The 15,400-nt window shown below is 73.0% G+C and carries 15 protein-coding genes; 7 read left to right on the forward strand and 8 right to left on the reverse strand.

What is annotated here, in order from left to right:
• The first annotated feature begins 75 nt into the window (after positions 1 to 75).
• Positions 76 to 378 carry a DUF2087 domain-containing protein gene (locus OHA89_RS06175; protein ID WP_266613379.1) on the forward strand — a complete coding sequence of 101 codons (303 nt, stop codon included), beginning with the start codon at positions 76 to 78 and terminating at the stop codon, positions 376 to 378.
• Here the strand turns inward: OHA89_RS06175 and OHA89_RS06180 are convergent.
• The 6 genes from OHA89_RS06180 to OHA89_RS06205 all read right to left on the reverse strand — a co-directional run bounded on the left by OHA89_RS06180 (position 351) and on the right by OHA89_RS06205 (position 7,237).
• Positions 351 to 1,133, reverse strand: a complete 783-nt coding sequence (locus OHA89_RS06180; RefSeq protein ID WP_266613381.1) for a metallophosphoesterase — start codon at positions 1,131 to 1,133, stop codon at positions 351 to 353. The two genes, OHA89_RS06175 and OHA89_RS06180, sit on opposite strands and share 28 nt — an antisense overlap.
• Positions 1,134 to 1,214: 81 nt before the next feature.
• Positions 1,215 to 2,645 (reverse strand): NAD(P)/FAD-dependent oxidoreductase, encoded by a 1,431-nt coding sequence (locus OHA89_RS06185; RefSeq protein ID WP_266613383.1) that lies wholly within the window; start codon positions 2,643 to 2,645, stop codon positions 1,215 to 1,217.
• A 41-nt stretch (positions 2,646 to 2,686) separates the two neighbouring features.
• Positions 2,687 to 3,079, reverse strand: coding sequence for a co-chaperone YbbN (locus tag OHA89_RS06190; RefSeq protein WP_257553149.1), 393 nt, complete (start codon positions 3,077 to 3,079; stop codon positions 2,687 to 2,689).
• Between the two features lie 97 nt (positions 3,080 to 3,176).
• Positions 3,177 to 4,616 (reverse strand): aldehyde dehydrogenase family protein, encoded by a 1,440-nt coding sequence (locus tag OHA89_RS06195; RefSeq protein WP_266613387.1) that lies wholly within the window; start codon positions 4,614 to 4,616, stop codon positions 3,177 to 3,179.
• Between the two features lie 151 nt (positions 4,617 to 4,767).
• Complete coding sequence (locus OHA89_RS06200) at positions 4,768 to 5,967, reverse strand: thiolase family protein (protein WP_257553151.1); 1,200 nt, start codon at positions 5,965 to 5,967, stop codon at positions 4,768 to 4,770.
• A 190-nt stretch (positions 5,968 to 6,157) separates the two neighbouring features.
• The gene (locus OHA89_RS06205) at positions 6,158 to 7,237 is read right to left on the reverse strand and encodes a LacI family DNA-binding transcriptional regulator (protein WP_406365578.1); all 1,080 of its coding nucleotides are present in this window, start codon (positions 7,235 to 7,237) and stop codon (positions 6,158 to 6,160) included.
• 235 nt (positions 7,238 to 7,472) lie between these two features.
• On the opposite strand from OHA89_RS06205, the gene OHA89_RS06210 reads away from it, so the two are divergent.
• The 3 genes from OHA89_RS06210 (at position 7,473) to OHA89_RS06220 (ending at position 11,040) form a co-directional block, all read left to right on the forward strand.
• On the forward strand, positions 7,473 to 8,729 hold the full coding sequence (locus tag OHA89_RS06210; RefSeq protein ID WP_406365580.1) for an MFS transporter: 1,257 nt from the start codon (positions 7,473 to 7,475) through the stop codon (positions 8,727 to 8,729).
• A gap of 82 nt (positions 8,730 to 8,811) precedes the next feature.
• Entirely contained in the window at positions 8,812 to 9,507 is a 696-nt protein-coding gene (locus OHA89_RS06215) for an alpha/beta fold hydrolase (protein ID WP_406365582.1), read from the forward strand.
• 162 nt (positions 9,508 to 9,669) lie between these two features.
• The gene (locus OHA89_RS06220; protein WP_266615293.1) at positions 9,670 to 11,040 is read left to right on the forward strand and encodes an amidase; all 1,371 of its coding nucleotides are present in this window, start codon (positions 9,670 to 9,672) and stop codon (positions 11,038 to 11,040) included.
• Here the strand turns inward: OHA89_RS06220 and OHA89_RS06225 are convergent.
• Positions 11,025 to 11,429 (reverse strand): RidA family protein, encoded by a 405-nt coding sequence (locus OHA89_RS06225; RefSeq protein ID WP_257553155.1) that lies wholly within the window; start codon positions 11,427 to 11,429, stop codon positions 11,025 to 11,027. The two genes, OHA89_RS06220 and OHA89_RS06225, sit on opposite strands and share 16 nt — an antisense overlap.
• Before the next feature lie 95 nt (positions 11,430 to 11,524).
• On the opposite strand from OHA89_RS06225, the gene OHA89_RS06230 reads away from it, so the two are divergent.
• From OHA89_RS06230 to OHA89_RS06240, 3 genes are all read left to right on the forward strand, one after another.
• The gene (locus OHA89_RS06230) at positions 11,525 to 12,187 is read left to right on the forward strand and encodes an O-methyltransferase (protein WP_266613395.1); all 663 of its coding nucleotides are present in this window, start codon (positions 11,525 to 11,527) and stop codon (positions 12,185 to 12,187) included.
• A gap of 61 nt (positions 12,188 to 12,248) precedes the next feature.
• Positions 12,249 to 12,713 carry a type II toxin-antitoxin system PemK/MazF family toxin gene (locus OHA89_RS06235; RefSeq protein ID WP_266613396.1) on the forward strand — a complete coding sequence of 155 codons (465 nt, stop codon included), beginning with the start codon at positions 12,249 to 12,251 and terminating at the stop codon, positions 12,711 to 12,713.
• Positions 12,714 to 12,806: 93 nt separating this feature from the next.
• Complete coding sequence (locus tag OHA89_RS06240; protein ID WP_266613398.1) at positions 12,807 to 14,555, forward strand: immunity 49 family protein; 1,749 nt, start codon at positions 12,807 to 12,809, stop codon at positions 14,553 to 14,555.
• Here OHA89_RS06240 and OHA89_RS06245 read toward each other — a convergent pair.
• The gene (locus OHA89_RS06245) at positions 14,552 to 15,376 is read right to left on the reverse strand and encodes a TIGR02452 family protein (protein ID WP_266613399.1); all 825 of its coding nucleotides are present in this window, start codon (positions 15,374 to 15,376) and stop codon (positions 14,552 to 14,554) included. The two genes, OHA89_RS06240 and OHA89_RS06245, sit on opposite strands and share 4 nt — an antisense overlap.
• Positions 15,377 to 15,400: the final 24 nt, after the last annotated feature.

Raw genomic sequence — 15,400 nt, forward strand, 5'->3', positions numbered from 1 at the left:
CGTCACTTTTTGCGGAGGCGCCGGGCATTCGAAATTGCGTTGCCTGGCGGCGGGGGCTGAGGGAGGCTCCCTGTCATGTCACAGAGCACCGAGCATCAACAGCCCGCCGTCCGAACCCACCGGGACGTCTCCGACCTCTTCTCCGGCGGCCGCCTCACCTCGATCCCGCGCAAGGCGGCCCGGCGCGAGCAGTTGCTCGTACACCTCACGGAGACCCTCTTCACGGCGGACCGGGCGTACACCGAGCCCGAGGTGAACGACGCGCTGCGCACGGTGCACGAGGACTGCTCGGCACTGCGGCGCTATCTGATCACCTCGGGCCATCTCACCCGGACCCGGGACGGCAGCAGCTACCGGCGGGCGACGACCACCCGGTAGTGGGTCGTCAGCCGGCCATCGTCACCGATGACGTGGAAGGCGACGGCCGGCGGCTCGTCGAGGTGGACGTGTTCGGAGGTCCCGGTCGGCGCCTCCCACGGGAGCCGGACGGTGGAGACCACTCCGGGCGCGACCAGCAGCGGCCTGCCCGCGAAGGTGGTGGCCGCCGCGGTGTGGGCGTGCCCGCACAGGAACGCGGTCAGGTGCGGGTGCCGCTCGACGAGAGCGGCGAGCCGCTCCTCGCCGAACTGGCGGATCGTGTCCACGTAGGGAACGTGCAGCGGGACCGGCGGGTGGTGGAAGGCGACCAGGACCGGGGTCTCGCGCGGGGTGTCGGCGAGGACTCCGTCCAGCCAGGCCAGCGTGGACTCCTCCAGGAGGCCGTGGTCTTCACCGGGGACGGACGAGTCACACACCGCGAGCACGAATCCCTCCCCGCGCAGCACCTGGTCGACGGGCTCCGCGGAGGGGGTCTCCTCCCCCAGCAGCCCCTGCCGGAAGGCGACCCGCTCGTCGTGGTTGCCGGGACATACGACCACCGGGTGCCGCGAGCGCAGCAGCTTGGCCGCCTCCTCGTACTCGTCGGCGGCGGCGTGGTCGGCTATGTCCCCGCTCACCAGCACGGCGTCCACGTCGTGGGGCAGGGCGTCGAGGTAGTTCATGACGGCGCGGGTACGGTCGGCCGCCCGCGGGCCGCCGTCGAGATGGATGTCGCTGAGGTGGGCGATCACGATCACCGGCGATTGCTCCTTCATCTGGATGAGTCTTTGATCGGTCTTTGACGGCGTGCGCACGCCCTTGGCCGCCCTTGGCCGCCGACGTGCGCGCCGTTCCCGCTAGCCCCGGTACGTCTCCAGCAGCCTGAGCCAGATCTCGCTGATCGTCGGGAAGGCCGGGACCGCGTGCCACAGCCGCTCGACCGGGACCTCCCCCGCGACGGCGACGGTGGCCGCGTGCAGCAGCTCGGCGGCGCCCGGGCCGACGAAGGTGGCCCCCAGCAGGATCCCGCGGTCCAGGTCGACGACCATCCGGGCCCGGCCGCGGTAGCCGTCGGCGTAGAGTCCGGCGCCCGACACCTTGGACATGTCGTAGTCGACGGCGCGGACCCGGTGGCCCGCCCGTTCGGCCTCGGCCAGGCTCAGGCCGACCGCGGCGGCCTCCGGATCGGTGAAGACCACCTGCGGGACGGCCCGCGTGTCGGCGGTCGCCGCGTGCGCGCCCCAGGGTCCGGTGTCGAGCGGGGCTCCGCTGGCGGCGCGCGCGGCGATGGCGGCTCCCGCGATCCGGGCCTGGTACTTGCCCTGGTGGGTCAGGAGCGCGCGGTGGTTGACGTCCCCGACGGCGTACAGCCAGTCGTGCCCGGGCACCAGGCAGCTGTCGTCGACGCCGATCCACTGCCCCGCGGGCAGCCCGACGGTGTCCAGCCCGATGTCCTCGGTCCGCGGCGCGCGGCCGGTCGCCACCAGCAGCTCGTCGCCCTCGAGCATCTCGCCGCCCTCCAGCACCACCGTGACCGGGCCGGTGGATCCGTCGCGTACGACGGCCTCGACGGCCACGCCCGTACGGACCACCGCGCCCGCCTCACGCAGCGCCTCGGCGACCAGCTCGCCCGCGAAGGGCTCCATCCGCGGCAACAGCCCCGAGCCGCGGACGAGTACGGTGACCTGCGATCCGAGGCCCTGCCATGCCGTGGCCATCTCCGCGGCCACCACCGAACCGCCCACGATCAGCAGCCGGCCCGGCGCCGCCTGGGCAGAGGTCGCCTCCCGGCTGGTCCAGGGACCGGCCCCGGCCATCCCCGGCACGTCGGGGATCACAGCCCGGGTACCGGTGGCGACCACCACCGCGTGGCGGGCGGACAGCACGTGGTGCTGGCCCTCGGGGCTGGTGACGGCGACCTTCCGGACCCCGTACAGCCGGCCGTGGCCCCGGTACACATGGGCGCCGACCGAGTCGAGCCAGTCGATCTGGCCCTCGTCCTTCCAGTTCCCGGTCCAGTAGTCGCGGTGCGCGAACACCGCCGCCGTGTCCAGCGGTCCCTCGGCGGCGCCCGCCAGGCCCGGCACCCGGCGGGCATCGGCCCGGGCCAGCACCGGGCGCAGCAGCGCCTTGCTCGGGACGCATGCCCAGTACGAGCACTCCCCGCCCACGAGCTCGCTCTCGACCAGCGCGGTGCTCAGCCCGGCGGCGCGGGTCCGGTCGGCTACGTTCTCGCCGGCCGGTCCCCCGCCGAGCACCACTACGTCGTACTCCACGGCCTCAGTCATACGGGTCAGTGTCACCGCCCGGCGGGGGCGGCGTCACGCACTCAGGCCTCCGGCGTGCCGCCGTCCTGCGCGCGCTTCTGGTCCGCGGCGATCTTCGCGCGCACCTCGTCCATGTCGAGGGCGCGGGCCTGCCCGATGAGGTCCGTCAGTGCCGCCTCCGGCAGGGCGCCGGGCTGGGAGAAGATGGCCACCTGATCCCGGACGATCATCAGGGTCGGGATCGAGGTGATCTGGAACGCTCCCGCCAGCTCCTGCTGCGCCTCGGTGTCCACCTTGGCGAAGACCAGGTCGGGATGGGCCTCCGAGGCCTTCTCGTAGACAGGGGCGAACTGCAGGCACGGCCGGCACCAGCCCGCCCAGAAGTCGATCAGCACGAACGGGTTCTCGCTGACCGTCTGGTCGAAGTTTTCCTTGGTGAGCTCGACTGTAGCCACGGTGTCCTGACCTCCTGATTGAGCGTTCTGCTCCTTGAACGAACGACCTGTCCGCATCATTCCGCCCGCGATCATCGCGCCCGCGACCGGACGACTCCTAGAACGGATGCCCTGCGGGAGTGGAGCGGGTGGTGGTCCAGCGAAGCTCGGTGAAGGCGTCCAGGTTCGCCTCGCCGCCGAATCGGGCACCGGTGCCCGAGACGCCGACCCCGCCGAACGGGGCGACGGCCTCGTCGTTGACCGTCTGGTCGTTGACGTGCGCGATCCCGGTCGGGATCCGGTCGGCCAGGTCCAGCCCGCGCGCCGCGTCCCGGGTGACGATCCCGAGGGAGAGCCCGTACGGACCGGCCGAGGCCAGCTCCACCGCCTCCTCCTCCGTCGCGAAGGACCGTACGGGCGCGACGGGGCCGAAGACCTCCTCGGCGTAGGCGGGGGTGTCGTCGGAAACCCCCGCCAGCACGGTCGGGCGGTAGAAGAGGTCCCGGTGGGTGCCGCCCGCGACGAGCTTGGCGCCCTGTGCGGTACTGGCCTCCACCAGGGCGTGTACGCGCTCCACCTGGGCGCGGTCGATGAGCGGGCCCAGGTGGACCGGCTCGCGGTACGGGTCCCCCACCGCCAGTGCCTCGGCGCGCTCGGCGAGCCGCTCCACGTACTCGTCGTAGAGCGAGGCGTGCACGAGGTGGCGGCCGGCGGTCATGCAGATCTGGCCCTGGTGGAAGAAGGAACCCCAGGAGGCCTGCGCCACGGCGGCCTCGACGTCCGCGTCGCGGAGCACGACGAGAGCGGAGTTGCCGCCCAACTCAAGGTGGGCACGGGTGAGATGACGGCCCGCCAGCTCGCCGACGGACCGGCCGGCGGCGGTGGATCCGGTGAAGGAGACCACCCGGACCCGGGGGTCGGCGACGACCGCGGCCCCCGTCTCGGCACCGCCCGGCAGAACGTGCAGCAGCCCGCCCGGCAGTCCCGCGGCAGCGAAGACGGCGGCGAGGGCGAGGCCGCCGCAGACGGCGGTGCGCCGGTCCGGCTTGAGCAGCACCGCGTTGCCGAGGGCCAGCGCGGGCGCCACCGAGCGGATCGACAGGATCAGCGGGGCGTTGAACGGGGCCACGACCCCGACCACCCCGGCCGGCACCCGGCGGGTGAACGAGAGCCGGGGCGCCTCGCTCGGCAGCACCTGCCCGGTCGGGCGGGAGGCCAGCGCGGCGGCCTCGTAGCACTCCTGCGCGGCGACGTGCAGCTCGAAGTCGGCCTTGCCGGGTATCGAGCCGGACTCGCGCACCAGCCATTCCCGCAGCTCTTCGGCGTGCGCGGTGAACAGGTCCCCGGCGCGGCGCAGCACGGCCGCCCGCTCGAGGTGGGTGGCGTGCGCCCAGTCGCGCTGCGCGGCCAGGGCCCGTACGGCGGCCTCCGCGACATCGGCGGGCGCGGCCAGGTCGATGGTGGCGAGGGTGCGGCCGGTGGCGGGTTCGACGACCGGGGCGGCGCCGCCGGTGAGGGTGGGTCCGTCCTGCCAGAGCGTCGGATCGAGGAGCGGCATGGCGCGGGGCCTCCGGGTGGGGATGGCGGGTGCGGGGGGCGGCAGCACGCGCCATCGTGCCAGACCGAAGGCTCCACTTCTGTTCAGTTATTGGGCAGTTGACATGTGACCGTGACCGGAAACGATCGACACTCCCGAGCCAGGGGCAGGTTCAGCGTTCCAGGACGAGCGCGATGCCCTGCCCGACCCCGATGCACAGCGCCGCCATGCCGGTACCGGAGCCCGCCGCCGCCAGCTGGTGCGCGACCGAACCGGCCAGCCGGGCACCCGACGCGCCGAGCGGGTGGCCGATGGCGATGGCGCCGCCGCGCGGGTTGACCACGGCGGGGTCGAGCTCCGGCCAGGCCGCCAAGCAGCCCAACGCCTGGGCGGCGAAGGCCTCGTTGAGCTCGAAGGTGGTGAGATCGGCGAACTCGCGGCCGGCCTTGCCGAGCGCCCGCTGGACGGCGTCCACCGGGCCCAGCCCGAAGAGCTGGGGCTCGATTCCGGTGACGGCGGAGGCGCTGATCCGGGCGAGTGGCTCCCGGCCGGTGGCGGCCAGTCCCGCCTCGTCGGTCAACAGCAGTGCGGCGGCCCCGTCGTTGAGCGGGGAGGCGTTGCCGGCCGTGACCGTACCCCGGCCGTCCGTACGGAAGGCGGGCTTCAGCCGGGCCAGCGCCTCGGGCGTGGAACCCTCCCGGATGCACTCGTCCCGTACCAGGTCCACGCCCTCGTACGGCACGACCTCGTCGTCGTACAGACCGGCAGCCCAGGCGGCGGCCGCGTTGCGGTGGCTCTCGAGGGCGAAGGCGTCCTGCGCCTCGCGGGTGATGGCGTACTTGTCGGCGACGAGTTCGGCGCCCTCGCCGAGGGAGACGGTCCACTCCGCGGGCATGCGCGGGTTGGTCATCCGCCAGCCCAGGGTGGTGGACCACATCTGCTGGTGGCCGGCCGGGAAGGTGCGTTCGGGCTTCTGCACCACCCAGGGGGCGCGGGTCATCGACTCGACTCCGCCCGCGATGGCGACGGAGGCGTCGCCGAGCGCGATGGCGCGGGCGGCCTGGATCACGGCTTCGAGGCCGGATCCGCAGAGCCGGTTGACCGTGACCCCGGGGACGCTTACCGGGAGGCCGGCCAGCAGCACCGCCATGCGGGCGACGTCGCGGTTGTCCTCGCCCGCGCCGTTGGCGTCACCGAAGACGACGTCGTCGATGCGCGCCGGGTCGAGGTCGGGCGTACGGTCCACCAGCGCGCGGACCACGTGCGCGGCGAGGTCGTCCGGCCGGACTCCGGCGAAGGCCCCGCCGAACTTGCCGATCGGGGTGCGGACGGCGTCGACGACGTAGACGTCGCGGACGGTGCGGATGCTCATGGGGTCGCTCCTGGGCGGATCCGTACGGGCGGTGGCGCTTCGGTGCGTGTGTGGGCACCTCAAGACGCCGCCGGGCGCGCCCGGTGGGACGCGCCCGCAGTCTCCGTCCGCAGGTCACCGCCTGTCAACGGCCCCCCGGATTCTGTCGTGCCCCGGACTCTGTCGCGAAAGTGGTCTCGGCCGCCGGCCGTCAGGTCGACTCGCGCTGGACGGCCGCGGCCGCCATCAGGTCGTGCCGCTCCGTGGCCTCCGACGGCTCCCGCACCGCGCGGTCCACCAGCGAGGCCAGGTGGTCACCGGTCGGCAGCTCGATCTGCACCGTGCTCAGCCGGGGCCGCAGCAGCCGTCCGATGAGCAGGTCGTCGGCGCCGATGACGGCGACGTCCTCGGGGACCCGCAGCCCCTCGTCCTGCAGGGCCCGCATGAGCAGCATCGCGTACTCGTCGTTGTACGCGAAGGCAGCGTCCAGGCCGAGTCCGCGCCAGCGGGCCGCGAGCGCCGCGGCCGACTCCTCGGAATAGGCCATCGGGAGGGCCTCGATCTCCGCCCCGGCCCCCGCCGCAGCCCGCACCGCCGAGCGGGCACCGCTCAGACGGGGTACGGAGAACAGCCCCAGCCCGTCCTCCTCGGGCACGATCACGCCGATCCGGCGCCGGCCGCGCTCGACCAGGTGGGCGGCGGCCCGGGCGCCGACCTCCTCCTGGTTCATGACCAGCGCGTGCGCACCCGGCACGCTGACCGGGCCCATGGTGATCACCGCGCGGGCCCCGGCCCGCTTGAGGGTGGCGACGTTGTGCGCCGAAAGCGTGATCTCGCCCAGCGAGATCACGGCCACCGGACGCAGCTCCGCCCAGGCGCGCGCGGCCTCGTCGCCGCTGAGGCCGAGACTCCCGTACTGGACCACGGTGTAGTCGAGCCGGCGCAGCGCCCACTGGAGCTCGTTGAGGAAGGTGCTGTACAGCGGCCCGATCGGCACGTGCGAGGTGGGCAGCAGCACGATCCGGGTGTGTCCGGCGCGCAGGCTGCGGGCCGCCGCGTGCGGTACGTACCCGAGTTCCTCGGCGGCCTCGCGCACCTTGCGGCGGGTCGGCTCGCTGATGCGCACGGCTTCCGCGTTGTTCAGGACGTACGAGACCGTCGCGCGCGACACGCCCGCGAGCCGGGCCACGTCGGCGCTGGTCGGCACGGGGGGCGGCGTGGGCGGCGCCGCGGGGGGCCCGGAGGCGGGTGCCGGTGCCGGCGGCTTCGGCGATTTCGATGACTGAGACATTGCCGTGGCATCTTTCCAGACCGGTTGGGGCCGGGGGCTAGCGGATGGCCGGAAACGAATGCTACACAGTGGTTACACGATTCATTGACACGTGTAACCCAGGCGTCACATCCCCTTCACCGGGCGTGCCGCTTGACGTGTCCTGTCGTGTCGTCGCCCTGTCGCGCTCCGTCGCACCCCTGCCGTCGCGACAGGGCGGCGCGCCTCATCCCTCGTACCAGCCCAGGAGGGCACCGTGGGCCTTTCCTCCCCCGACACCGGCACCGGCACCGGCACGGCCACCGGCACGTCCGGCCCGTCCCGCCCTGGACGCGGCCTGCTCCCGCTGCTGCTGGTCGGCAACAGCGCCATGTACGCGCTGTACGTCGGCGTGGCGGGCGTCCTGCTCGCGCTCCAGGTGGAAGACATCGATCCGGCGAACAAGGTCGCGAATTTCGGCCTGATCGCAGGGGTCTCGGCGATCTTCGCCACGGTGTTCAACCCCGTCGCCGGAGCCCTGTCCGACCGCACCGGACGGCGCAACCCCTGGATCCTCGGCGGCGGACTCGCCGCCGTACCGGCGATGTTCCTGCTCGGCTTCGCCGACACGATCCTGCTGATCACGATCGCCTGGTGCCTCGGCCAGGCCGTCATGAACGTCTACCAGGCCGCCATCACCTCCGTGGTGCCCGACCGGGTGTCGGTGAACGCGCGCGGCAAGGCCTCCGCGGCCGTCGGCCTGGGCCTGCCCTTCGGCTCCACGCTCGGCGCGCTGGTCGGCGCGGCCTTCTCCGAGGACTACCGCACCGGGTACCTCGTCTTCGGCGCACTCGTGGCGGGCTCCGCGGTCCTCTTCACCGCCTGCACCCGCGAGCAGCGGCTCCCGGCCCGCGCCCCGATGCCCGTCAAGGCCCAGCTCGCCGCCTTCGTGGGCGCGCTGCGCGACCACGACTTCCGGTGGGCCTTCATCGGGCGGGCGCTGCTCGTCCTCGGATACTTCGCGGTGAGCGGCTACCAGCTCTACATCCTCCAGGACCACACGGTGCTGCCCGAGGGCATGGCGCCGGAGGCCGCGGTGGCGGTGCTGATGCCGCTGACCAGTGTGGCGATGGTCGTCTCCACGGTCCTCGGCGGCTACCTCTCCGACCGGTTCGACCGCCGCAAGCTCTTCGTGGGCGCCTCCGCGCTGCTGTCGGCGGTGGCGCTGGTGATCCCGGCCGTGTCGACCAGCTGGACCGCGATGCTGGCCTTCTCGGTCGTCAACGGGCTCGCGTTCGGCTGCTACATGGCCGTGGACACCGCGCTCGTGACGATGGTGCTTCCCAAGGCCGAGGACGCGGCCCGCGACATGGGCGTACTCAACATCGCCAACGCCGGTCCGCAGATCGTCGCGCCGTTCATCGCCTCGGTCATCGTCTCGCTCAGCGGCGGGTACACCGCCCTGTTCGTCGTCGCGGCCGTACTGGCGGTGGCGGGCGCCCTGGCCGTGAAGCCGATCCGCAGCGTGCGCTGACCTCTGCGCGCCCTCCCGTTCGCCTCCTCCCGTTCACCTCGTTCCATTCACCTCGTTCCATTCACCTCAGAAAGGCACCACCTTGCTGCTGCACACCCAGAGCTGGGGCGAGGGCGACCGCATCGCCCTCCTGATCCACGGAATCATGGCCGACCACCGGACCTGGCGCCGGGTCGGTCCCGCCCTCGCCGACCGCGGATACCGCGTCATCGCCGTGGACCTGCGCGGCCACGGGGCCAGCGGCCGTGGCGAGTACAGCCCGCAGCTCTACGCGGACGACGTGGTCGAGACCCTCCCGGCCGGCGCCGAGCTCGCCATCGGCCACTCCCTGGGCGGCCTGACCCTGTCGCTCGCGGTGGACCGGCTGAGGCCGCGGCGCGCCGTGTTCTCCGACCCGGCGTGGTACCTCGCCGCTCCGGTGGAGGGGTTCGGGCCGGAGATGCTCGCGCAGTTCAAGTCGGCGCCCAAGGAGCAGATCCGGGCGATGAACCCGCGCTGGGAGGAGGCCGATGTGGACATCGAGCGGGAGACGCTGGCGATGTGGGACGAGGCCACCGCCCTGAGCCTCGGCCCGCTGATGGGAGCCGACCTGATGCCGGCGGCGCCGGTGGTCCCCTCGCTCGTACAGCTCGCCGACCCGAGCACCCTGATCTCGGAGGAGCGCGCGGCGGTCCTCAAGAGCCGTGGTTTCGAGGTGCGTTCGGTCGCCGGGGCCGGACACACCATCCACCGCGACGACTTCGACGGGTTCATGGCGTCTCTGGAGGGCTGGATCTAGTCACCCCCGACCACTCCCCACTACCGTCTTCCTACCGATCGGTAATGGGGAGTGGTCGCGGTGTCCGATACTTCAGCGTCAACAGTCCCGGCGGCCGGCCCGGTCGCCTGCGGCTCAGGCTCAGGCACAGGCTCCGCAGGCGGGCCCTCGGGCCTGGTGGAGATGGCGGTGGCGCTCGCCGAAGGCAGCGTCTCCGCACGGCAGTTGACCGAGCGCGCGCTGGACCGGATCGCGGACGCCCAGCCGGAGCTCAACGCCTTCCGGACCGTACGCGCCGAGGCCGCCCTCCTGGAGGCGGACGCGGCGGACCGGCGGCTGGCCGCGGGCGAGCGGCTGCCGCTGCTCGGCGTCCCGCTCGCCGTCAAGGACGACATGGACGTGGCCGGCGAGCCGACCTCCTTCGGCTGCGGCGGGAACTTCCCCGCGAAGACCACCGACAGCGAGGCGGTACGCAGGCTGCGCGCGGCCGGAGCCGTGATCGTCGGCAAGACCCAGACGCCGGAGCTGGGCCAGTGGCCCTTCACCGAGGGCGAGGCCTTCGGCGAGACCCGCAATCCGTGGAACACCGCCTACACGCCCGGCGGTTCCTCGGGCGGCTCGGCGGCGGCGGTGGCGGCGGGGCTGGTCCCGGCGGCGCTCGGGTCCGACGGCGCGGGCTCGGTACGGATCCCCGCCGCCTGGACGCACCTGATAGGCGTGAAGCCGCAGCGCGGACGCATCTCCACCTGGCCGGAGCCGGAGTCCTTCCACGGGCTCACCGTCAACGGCGTACTGGCCCGCACGGTCGCCGACGCGGCGCTGCTGCTGGACGCGGCGAGCGGCCCGCACCCCGAGGACCTGCACCGCCCGGACCGCATCTCGGCCGTCGAGGCGGCCCATCGCACCCCGCGCCGGCTGCGCATCGCCCTCTCCTTCGCGATGCCTTTCACGGCGACGCCCAAGTCCCTAGATCCAGAGGTTCGTTCGGCGGTTGAGCGGCTGGCCGGGCGGCTGGAGTCGCTGGGCCACGAGGTGGTCCCCGAGGATCCCCGGTACGGACCGATCGGCCTGACCTTCGTCCCCCGTGCGACCAGCGGCGTCCGGGACTGGGCGTCGCGGGTGCCGGATCCCGGGCTGCTGGACCCCCGGACGCACGAGGCCGTACGGTCGGGCCGGATCCTGGGCGGCCTGCCCCTGCGGGTGTCCCGACGGGCGGAGTCGGTACTGGCCCGGCGGGTCGGGGAGATCTTCGGCCGCTTCGACGTGGTCCTGACCCCGACGACGGCCACCCCGCCCCTGCGGATCGGAGCACTGGCCGGCCTGGGGGCGATGGCCACGGACCGGGCGATGATCGCCGCCTGCCCGTACGCCTGGACGTGGAACGTCCTGGGCTGGCCGGGGGTCAACATCCCTGCGGGCTTCACGGAAGACGGCCTGCCGCTGGGGGCACAGCTACTGGGCCCGGCGGACTCCGAACCGACCCTGCTGGGGCTCGCGGCGCAGGTGGAGTCGGCGGAGGGGTGGGCCGAGAGGCGCCCTCAGCCCTGCTCCTGACCCGTCACCGCGTCGATCTCCACCTCGACGAGCCAGTCGGGTTCGATGAACCGGGAAACCTCCATGAACGTGCACGCAGGCCGAGTGGAGGCGAACCGCTCCCCGTGCGCCCGCGCGGCCTCCTTCCACCGCGTCACGTCGGTCAGCATGACGCGGGTCCGCACCACGTCCTCGATGGATGCCCCTGCCTCCCGCAGTGCCGTCTCGGCGATGTCCAGGCACCGCACCGTCTGCGCATAGACGTCGCCGGGCCCGACGGTGGCCCCGTCATCCCCGATCGGAGCCGTTCCCGCAACGGCGACGTACTGCCCTGCCCGCACCGCACGGGAAAACCCGACCTGCGGCTCCAACGGCGACCCTGAACTGACGATCTGACGCACATCTCCCATCTCGCCATGGCGCCAGAGCTTTCAACGGACTGTTGAAGAAAGCCGATCTGATGTAAGTTCCCTTTGGGAACTCATGGGAGCGAGAGGGGATGCCAATGGCTCAGCAGACCTGGACGGCCGTCGACGCATACTTCGACGGGCTGTTGGTCGAGGAGGACGAGGCCCTGACGGGCGCCGCGGCCGACAGCGAGGCGGCGGGGCTGCCGGCCCATCAGGTCGCTCCGAACCAGGGGAAGCTGCTCCATCTCCTCGCCCGGATCCGCGGGGCCCGCAGGATCCTGGAGATCGGCACCCTGGGGGGATACAGCACCATCTGGCTCGCCCGGGCCCTGCCTGAAGGCGGGCAGTTGGTCACGTTGGAAGTCGACGAGCGGTGCGCGGAGATCGCCGCCGCGAACATCGCCCGCGCCGGGTTGCAGGACAGCGTCGACATCCGTCACGGCAGGGCCATCGACCTCCTCCCGCAGTTCGCGGGCACCGCGCCGTTCGACTTGGTCTTCATAGACGCCGACAAGCCGTCCAATCCCGAGTACCTCGAGTGGGCGCTCAAGCTCACGCGGCCCGGCAGCGTCATCATCGGTGACAACGTCGTCCGCGACGGCGCCGTGGTCGACGCGACCAGCTCCGACCCCCGTGTGCAGGGCGTCCGCCGCTTCACCGAGCTGATCGCGGAGCACCCCCGGCTGACGGCCACCGCCCTGCAAACCGTCGGCAGCAAGGGCTACGACGGCCTCGTCATGGCCCTCGTCACGCACTGACCGCGCCACTCGGGTCCCTGCTGCCGGGCAAGCGGAATCCCGACCCGCTAACCTCACCCGGATGACGGCTATTTCCCCCCACGGCAACCACCACACCGACCAGCCCGGCCGCGACGGAGCCCCCGCCACCACCGAGGCCGATCCGCGCGCCATCGGGCCGGTGCGGACCTCCTACGCCCCGGACCCCGACGGGGATCCCGACCCCGGCGAGATCGTCTGGACCTGGGTCCCCTTCGAGGAGAACGACGGCCGCGGCAAGGACCGCCCGGTGCTGGTCGTGGCCCGGGAACCGGGCGGGCCGACGCTGCTCGCCGTACAGCTGTCCAGCAAGCGGCACGACCAGGACCGGGAGTGGGTGCCCATCGGCACCGGTCCGTGGGACAGCGCGGGGCGGGAGTCGTGGGTGGACGTCGACCGGGTGCTGCGGGTGCACGAGGCGGGGATGCGGCGCGAGGCCTGCGCGCTGGACCGGGGACGCTTCCAACTGGTGGTCGACCGGCTGCGCGAGCGCTACGGCTGGCGGTAGCCGCCCGGGGGTCCCACCCGCCCGGCTCCTTCGCCGCGACGCCCTCTAGCCTGGGCCGCGTACGTGATCAAGGGGAGCGGGAAAACAGTGCGCATGGAACGACACCGGGTGGACGAGGCCGCGTTGTCGGCGGCCCGTGAGGACTTCGCCAACCGGATCGGCGGGCAGGTCCACTCCATGGCGAAGGCCGGTCCGGTGACCGGCCACGAATGGTGGCTGATCGCGAAGGAGTTCCTCGACTACCTGGGCGCGCTCTCCGTCGAGAACCCCGACCTCGACACCCCGGAGGCGAAGGCGGCCCTCGGCGACGCCGCCGAGGCCGCCGCCGGAGCCGTGGCGTACGCCGCGTACTACCCGCACAACCCCTTCGACGTCTTCCTCACCTACGCGGACTTCGGCCTGCGTTACGACCCCGAGGCGGACGGCAGCCCGGAGCCCGTCGGCGCGGACCGCTGGATCGAGGCCTTCTGTCTCGCGGTTCTCGTTGGCAAGACCGAACACCACGGCGAGGCCTTCCACTTCGCCCGCCCGGCGCCTCAGCCGGGAAGCCCTTCGGCCGAGTTGATCAATGGTCTGCTCGCCTGCGTGAGCGGTGACATCGGGAAGGAATACCAGAGGGTCCCGCCGTCCCGCGAGGAGAAGCTCGCCGCGCTCGACGCCGCGCTCGCCCGGATCGGCAGTCGGCAGGCCGGGAGCGGGGAGGACCTCGCGGGCCACCCGCACAGCGCCGGACTCCGCGCGCTGCGCGCCCTGACCCGTGGCGACCGGGAGGCGTTCCGCGGCGAGTTGGCCGCGCTGCTGCTCCCGTACGCCTCCCTGGACGGAGGCCCCGCCGCCGCGCCCCGCACCCTGCTCCCCCTCCTGCCCCTGGCACTGACCGCGCTCGCCCGTCGCCTCGAGGGCTGGCAGCCCCCCATCGACACCGGCTACCTGCCGCGGGCGCTGGTCACCGGATTCGAGACCGCGGGACCGCGGGTGGCGGCGTACGGCCGGGCCCGCCGGCCGGATGCGGTCGCCGCGCTGGCCGCCGGTCCGCTGACGGTCGAGCGGCCCGCGCGCCCGCGGCCCGTCGACCCCGAGGCGGAGGCGCTGGTCGAGCAGTACGCCCGGGAGGCCATCACCCCGGCGCCGGGGGAAGCCTCCGCGGTCTGGAATCTGGCGCAGGCCGTCGGCTACCAGAAGCTCCTGTTCAAGGCACGCGCCGCGCAGTCCGCGGACGCCACGGACGCGCAGTGGGAGGGCCTTCGCCTCGCGGCCCGGCTGAGCTCCACGATCTTCCGTGCGGCACTCGCCGAGCCCGGCACAGAGGTCGAGGTGACGGTCGACGGGCAGCGGCTCGCGGTCCCGGCCGACCGGAGTGTGGAGACGGGCCCCGGGCCGTGGCACGAGGGGGTGATCCTCGCCCTGATCACCGGCCACCGCGAGGATCTCGCCCCGTTCGTCCTCACCGGTCCCGCGTTCCACCAGGAGGACCGTTCCGCCTACGCCTCCTACCGCCGGGCCCTGCACGCCTACCTGCGCGCCGACGATCCCGAGCCCGCCACCGGCCAGGCGCTGGCCGACGCCGTGAAGGCCAGGGATTGGGGCTTCCCCGAGCCGCCGGCCGTCCTCCTGTCGCAGTTGGTCGAGGGGGACGAGGAGAGCTTCAACCTGGCCCTGCTGGACGCCCTCGAAGCCCATCGCGACCACTACCTCGTCGGGGACCGCGCCGAGCGCCCCGACGCGGCGGTCGCCCTCGACGTCCTGGCGCTGGCCTGCCACGCCCGCCGCCGGGGCTGGAACATCAACGTCTCGTCCGCCTACCTGCCGCCGCGCCTGCTCGAGGCCGCCGAACCGATCTAGCCGACGGTCCGCTCGAAGGCCCGCTCGAAGGCCTCCCGGGTCTCCGGCTTGCGGTCAAGGATCCCGAACACCACCCGGTCGAACACACCCGCGAAGCGGTCCGCCAGCAGCCCCCGGAAGGCCTCCGCCACCACCGCGGGCTCGTTCTGGAACACCCCGCACCCCCACGCGCCGAGCACCAGGCGCCGGTAGCCGTGCAGGGCGGCCACCTCCAGGACGAGCCCGGCCCGCCGTACCAGCGCCCCCGGGATCTCGGCGGCCCGCTCCGGCTCCTGGCGGCGGATCGTGCCCGCGTTCGGCGCCGGCGAGGTCAGGAAACCGACCTGGAACGGGGTCTCCAGCAGCTCGCCTCGGTCGTCGCGGAAAACGGGGACCCCCGGCGAGTGAATCACCCGGTCGGTGTAGAAGGTGCTGCGCTCCGCGCGGTGGATCTCGTAGTACTCCGGAGCCTGAAGCAGGGTCTCGTACAGGGCCGAGGCGCGGCACAGCGCCTCCTCCTGGGCCTTGGCGCCGCGGACGTAGCCGCCCCCGGGATTCCGGGCCGAAGCGAAGTTCAGCACCGCCACCGGGGCGCCCTCCGCCGCGAGCCTGCGGGCTGCGACCGTACTGCTCTCCCCGGTGACCTCGACGGCCGTCTCACCCCCCTCACCCGCGATCTCCCCGCCTGGAATGACCCGGTTTGGTCCATATATTCTGGTTCCTGCCTTGGCTTCCGCCAGGGCGGCGGCCATTTCGACCCGCCGTCCCGACCGCGTCCGGTATCCGCCGGCCGCCACGATCTCCGCATTTTCCCGCGCGATCTCACGCAATCTGCTGCTCACACCAGCATCCTGCGCATCACGCCC

Origin of the sequence: Streptomyces sp. NBC_01546 (assembly GCF_045208355.1) — a bacterium.
Taxonomy (GTDB): domain Bacteria; phylum Actinomycetota; class Actinomycetes; order Streptomycetales; family Streptomycetaceae; genus Streptomyces.

Coding starts and splice junctions, on each gene's coding strand:
- OHA89_RS06205 (WP_406365578.1), bottom strand. CDS start 7,237: ATGTCTCAGTCATCGAAATCGCCGAAGCCGCCGGCACCGGCACCCGCC.
- OHA89_RS06240 (WP_266613398.1), top strand. CDS start 12,807: ATGGAACGACACCGGGTGGACGAGGCCGCGTTGTCGGCGGCCCGTGAG.
- OHA89_RS06175 (WP_266613379.1), top strand. CDS start 76: ATGTCACAGAGCACCGAGCATCAACAGCCCGCCGTCCGAACCCACCGG.
- OHA89_RS06180 (WP_266613381.1), bottom strand. CDS start 1,133: ATGAAGGAGCAATCGCCGGTGATCGTGATCGCCCACCTCAGCGACATC.
- OHA89_RS06220 (WP_266615293.1), top strand. CDS start 9,670: ATGGCGGTGGCGCTCGCCGAAGGCAGCGTCTCCGCACGGCAGTTGACC.
- OHA89_RS06225 (WP_257553155.1), bottom strand. CDS start 11,429: ATGGGAGATGTGCGTCAGATCGTCAGTTCAGGGTCGCCGTTGGAGCCG.
- OHA89_RS06235 (WP_266613396.1), top strand. CDS start 12,249: ATGACGGCTATTTCCCCCCACGGCAACCACCACACCGACCAGCCCGGC.
- OHA89_RS06230 (WP_266613395.1), top strand. CDS start 11,525: ATGGCTCAGCAGACCTGGACGGCCGTCGACGCATACTTCGACGGGCTG.
- OHA89_RS06200 (WP_257553151.1), bottom strand. CDS start 5,967: ATGAGCATCCGCACCGTCCGCGACGTCTACGTCGTCGACGCCGTCCGC.
- OHA89_RS06185 (WP_266613383.1), bottom strand. CDS start 2,645: ATGACTGAGGCCGTGGAGTACGACGTAGTGGTGCTCGGCGGGGGACCG.
- OHA89_RS06195 (WP_266613387.1), bottom strand. CDS start 4,616: ATGCCGCTCCTCGATCCGACGCTCTGGCAGGACGGACCCACCCTCACC.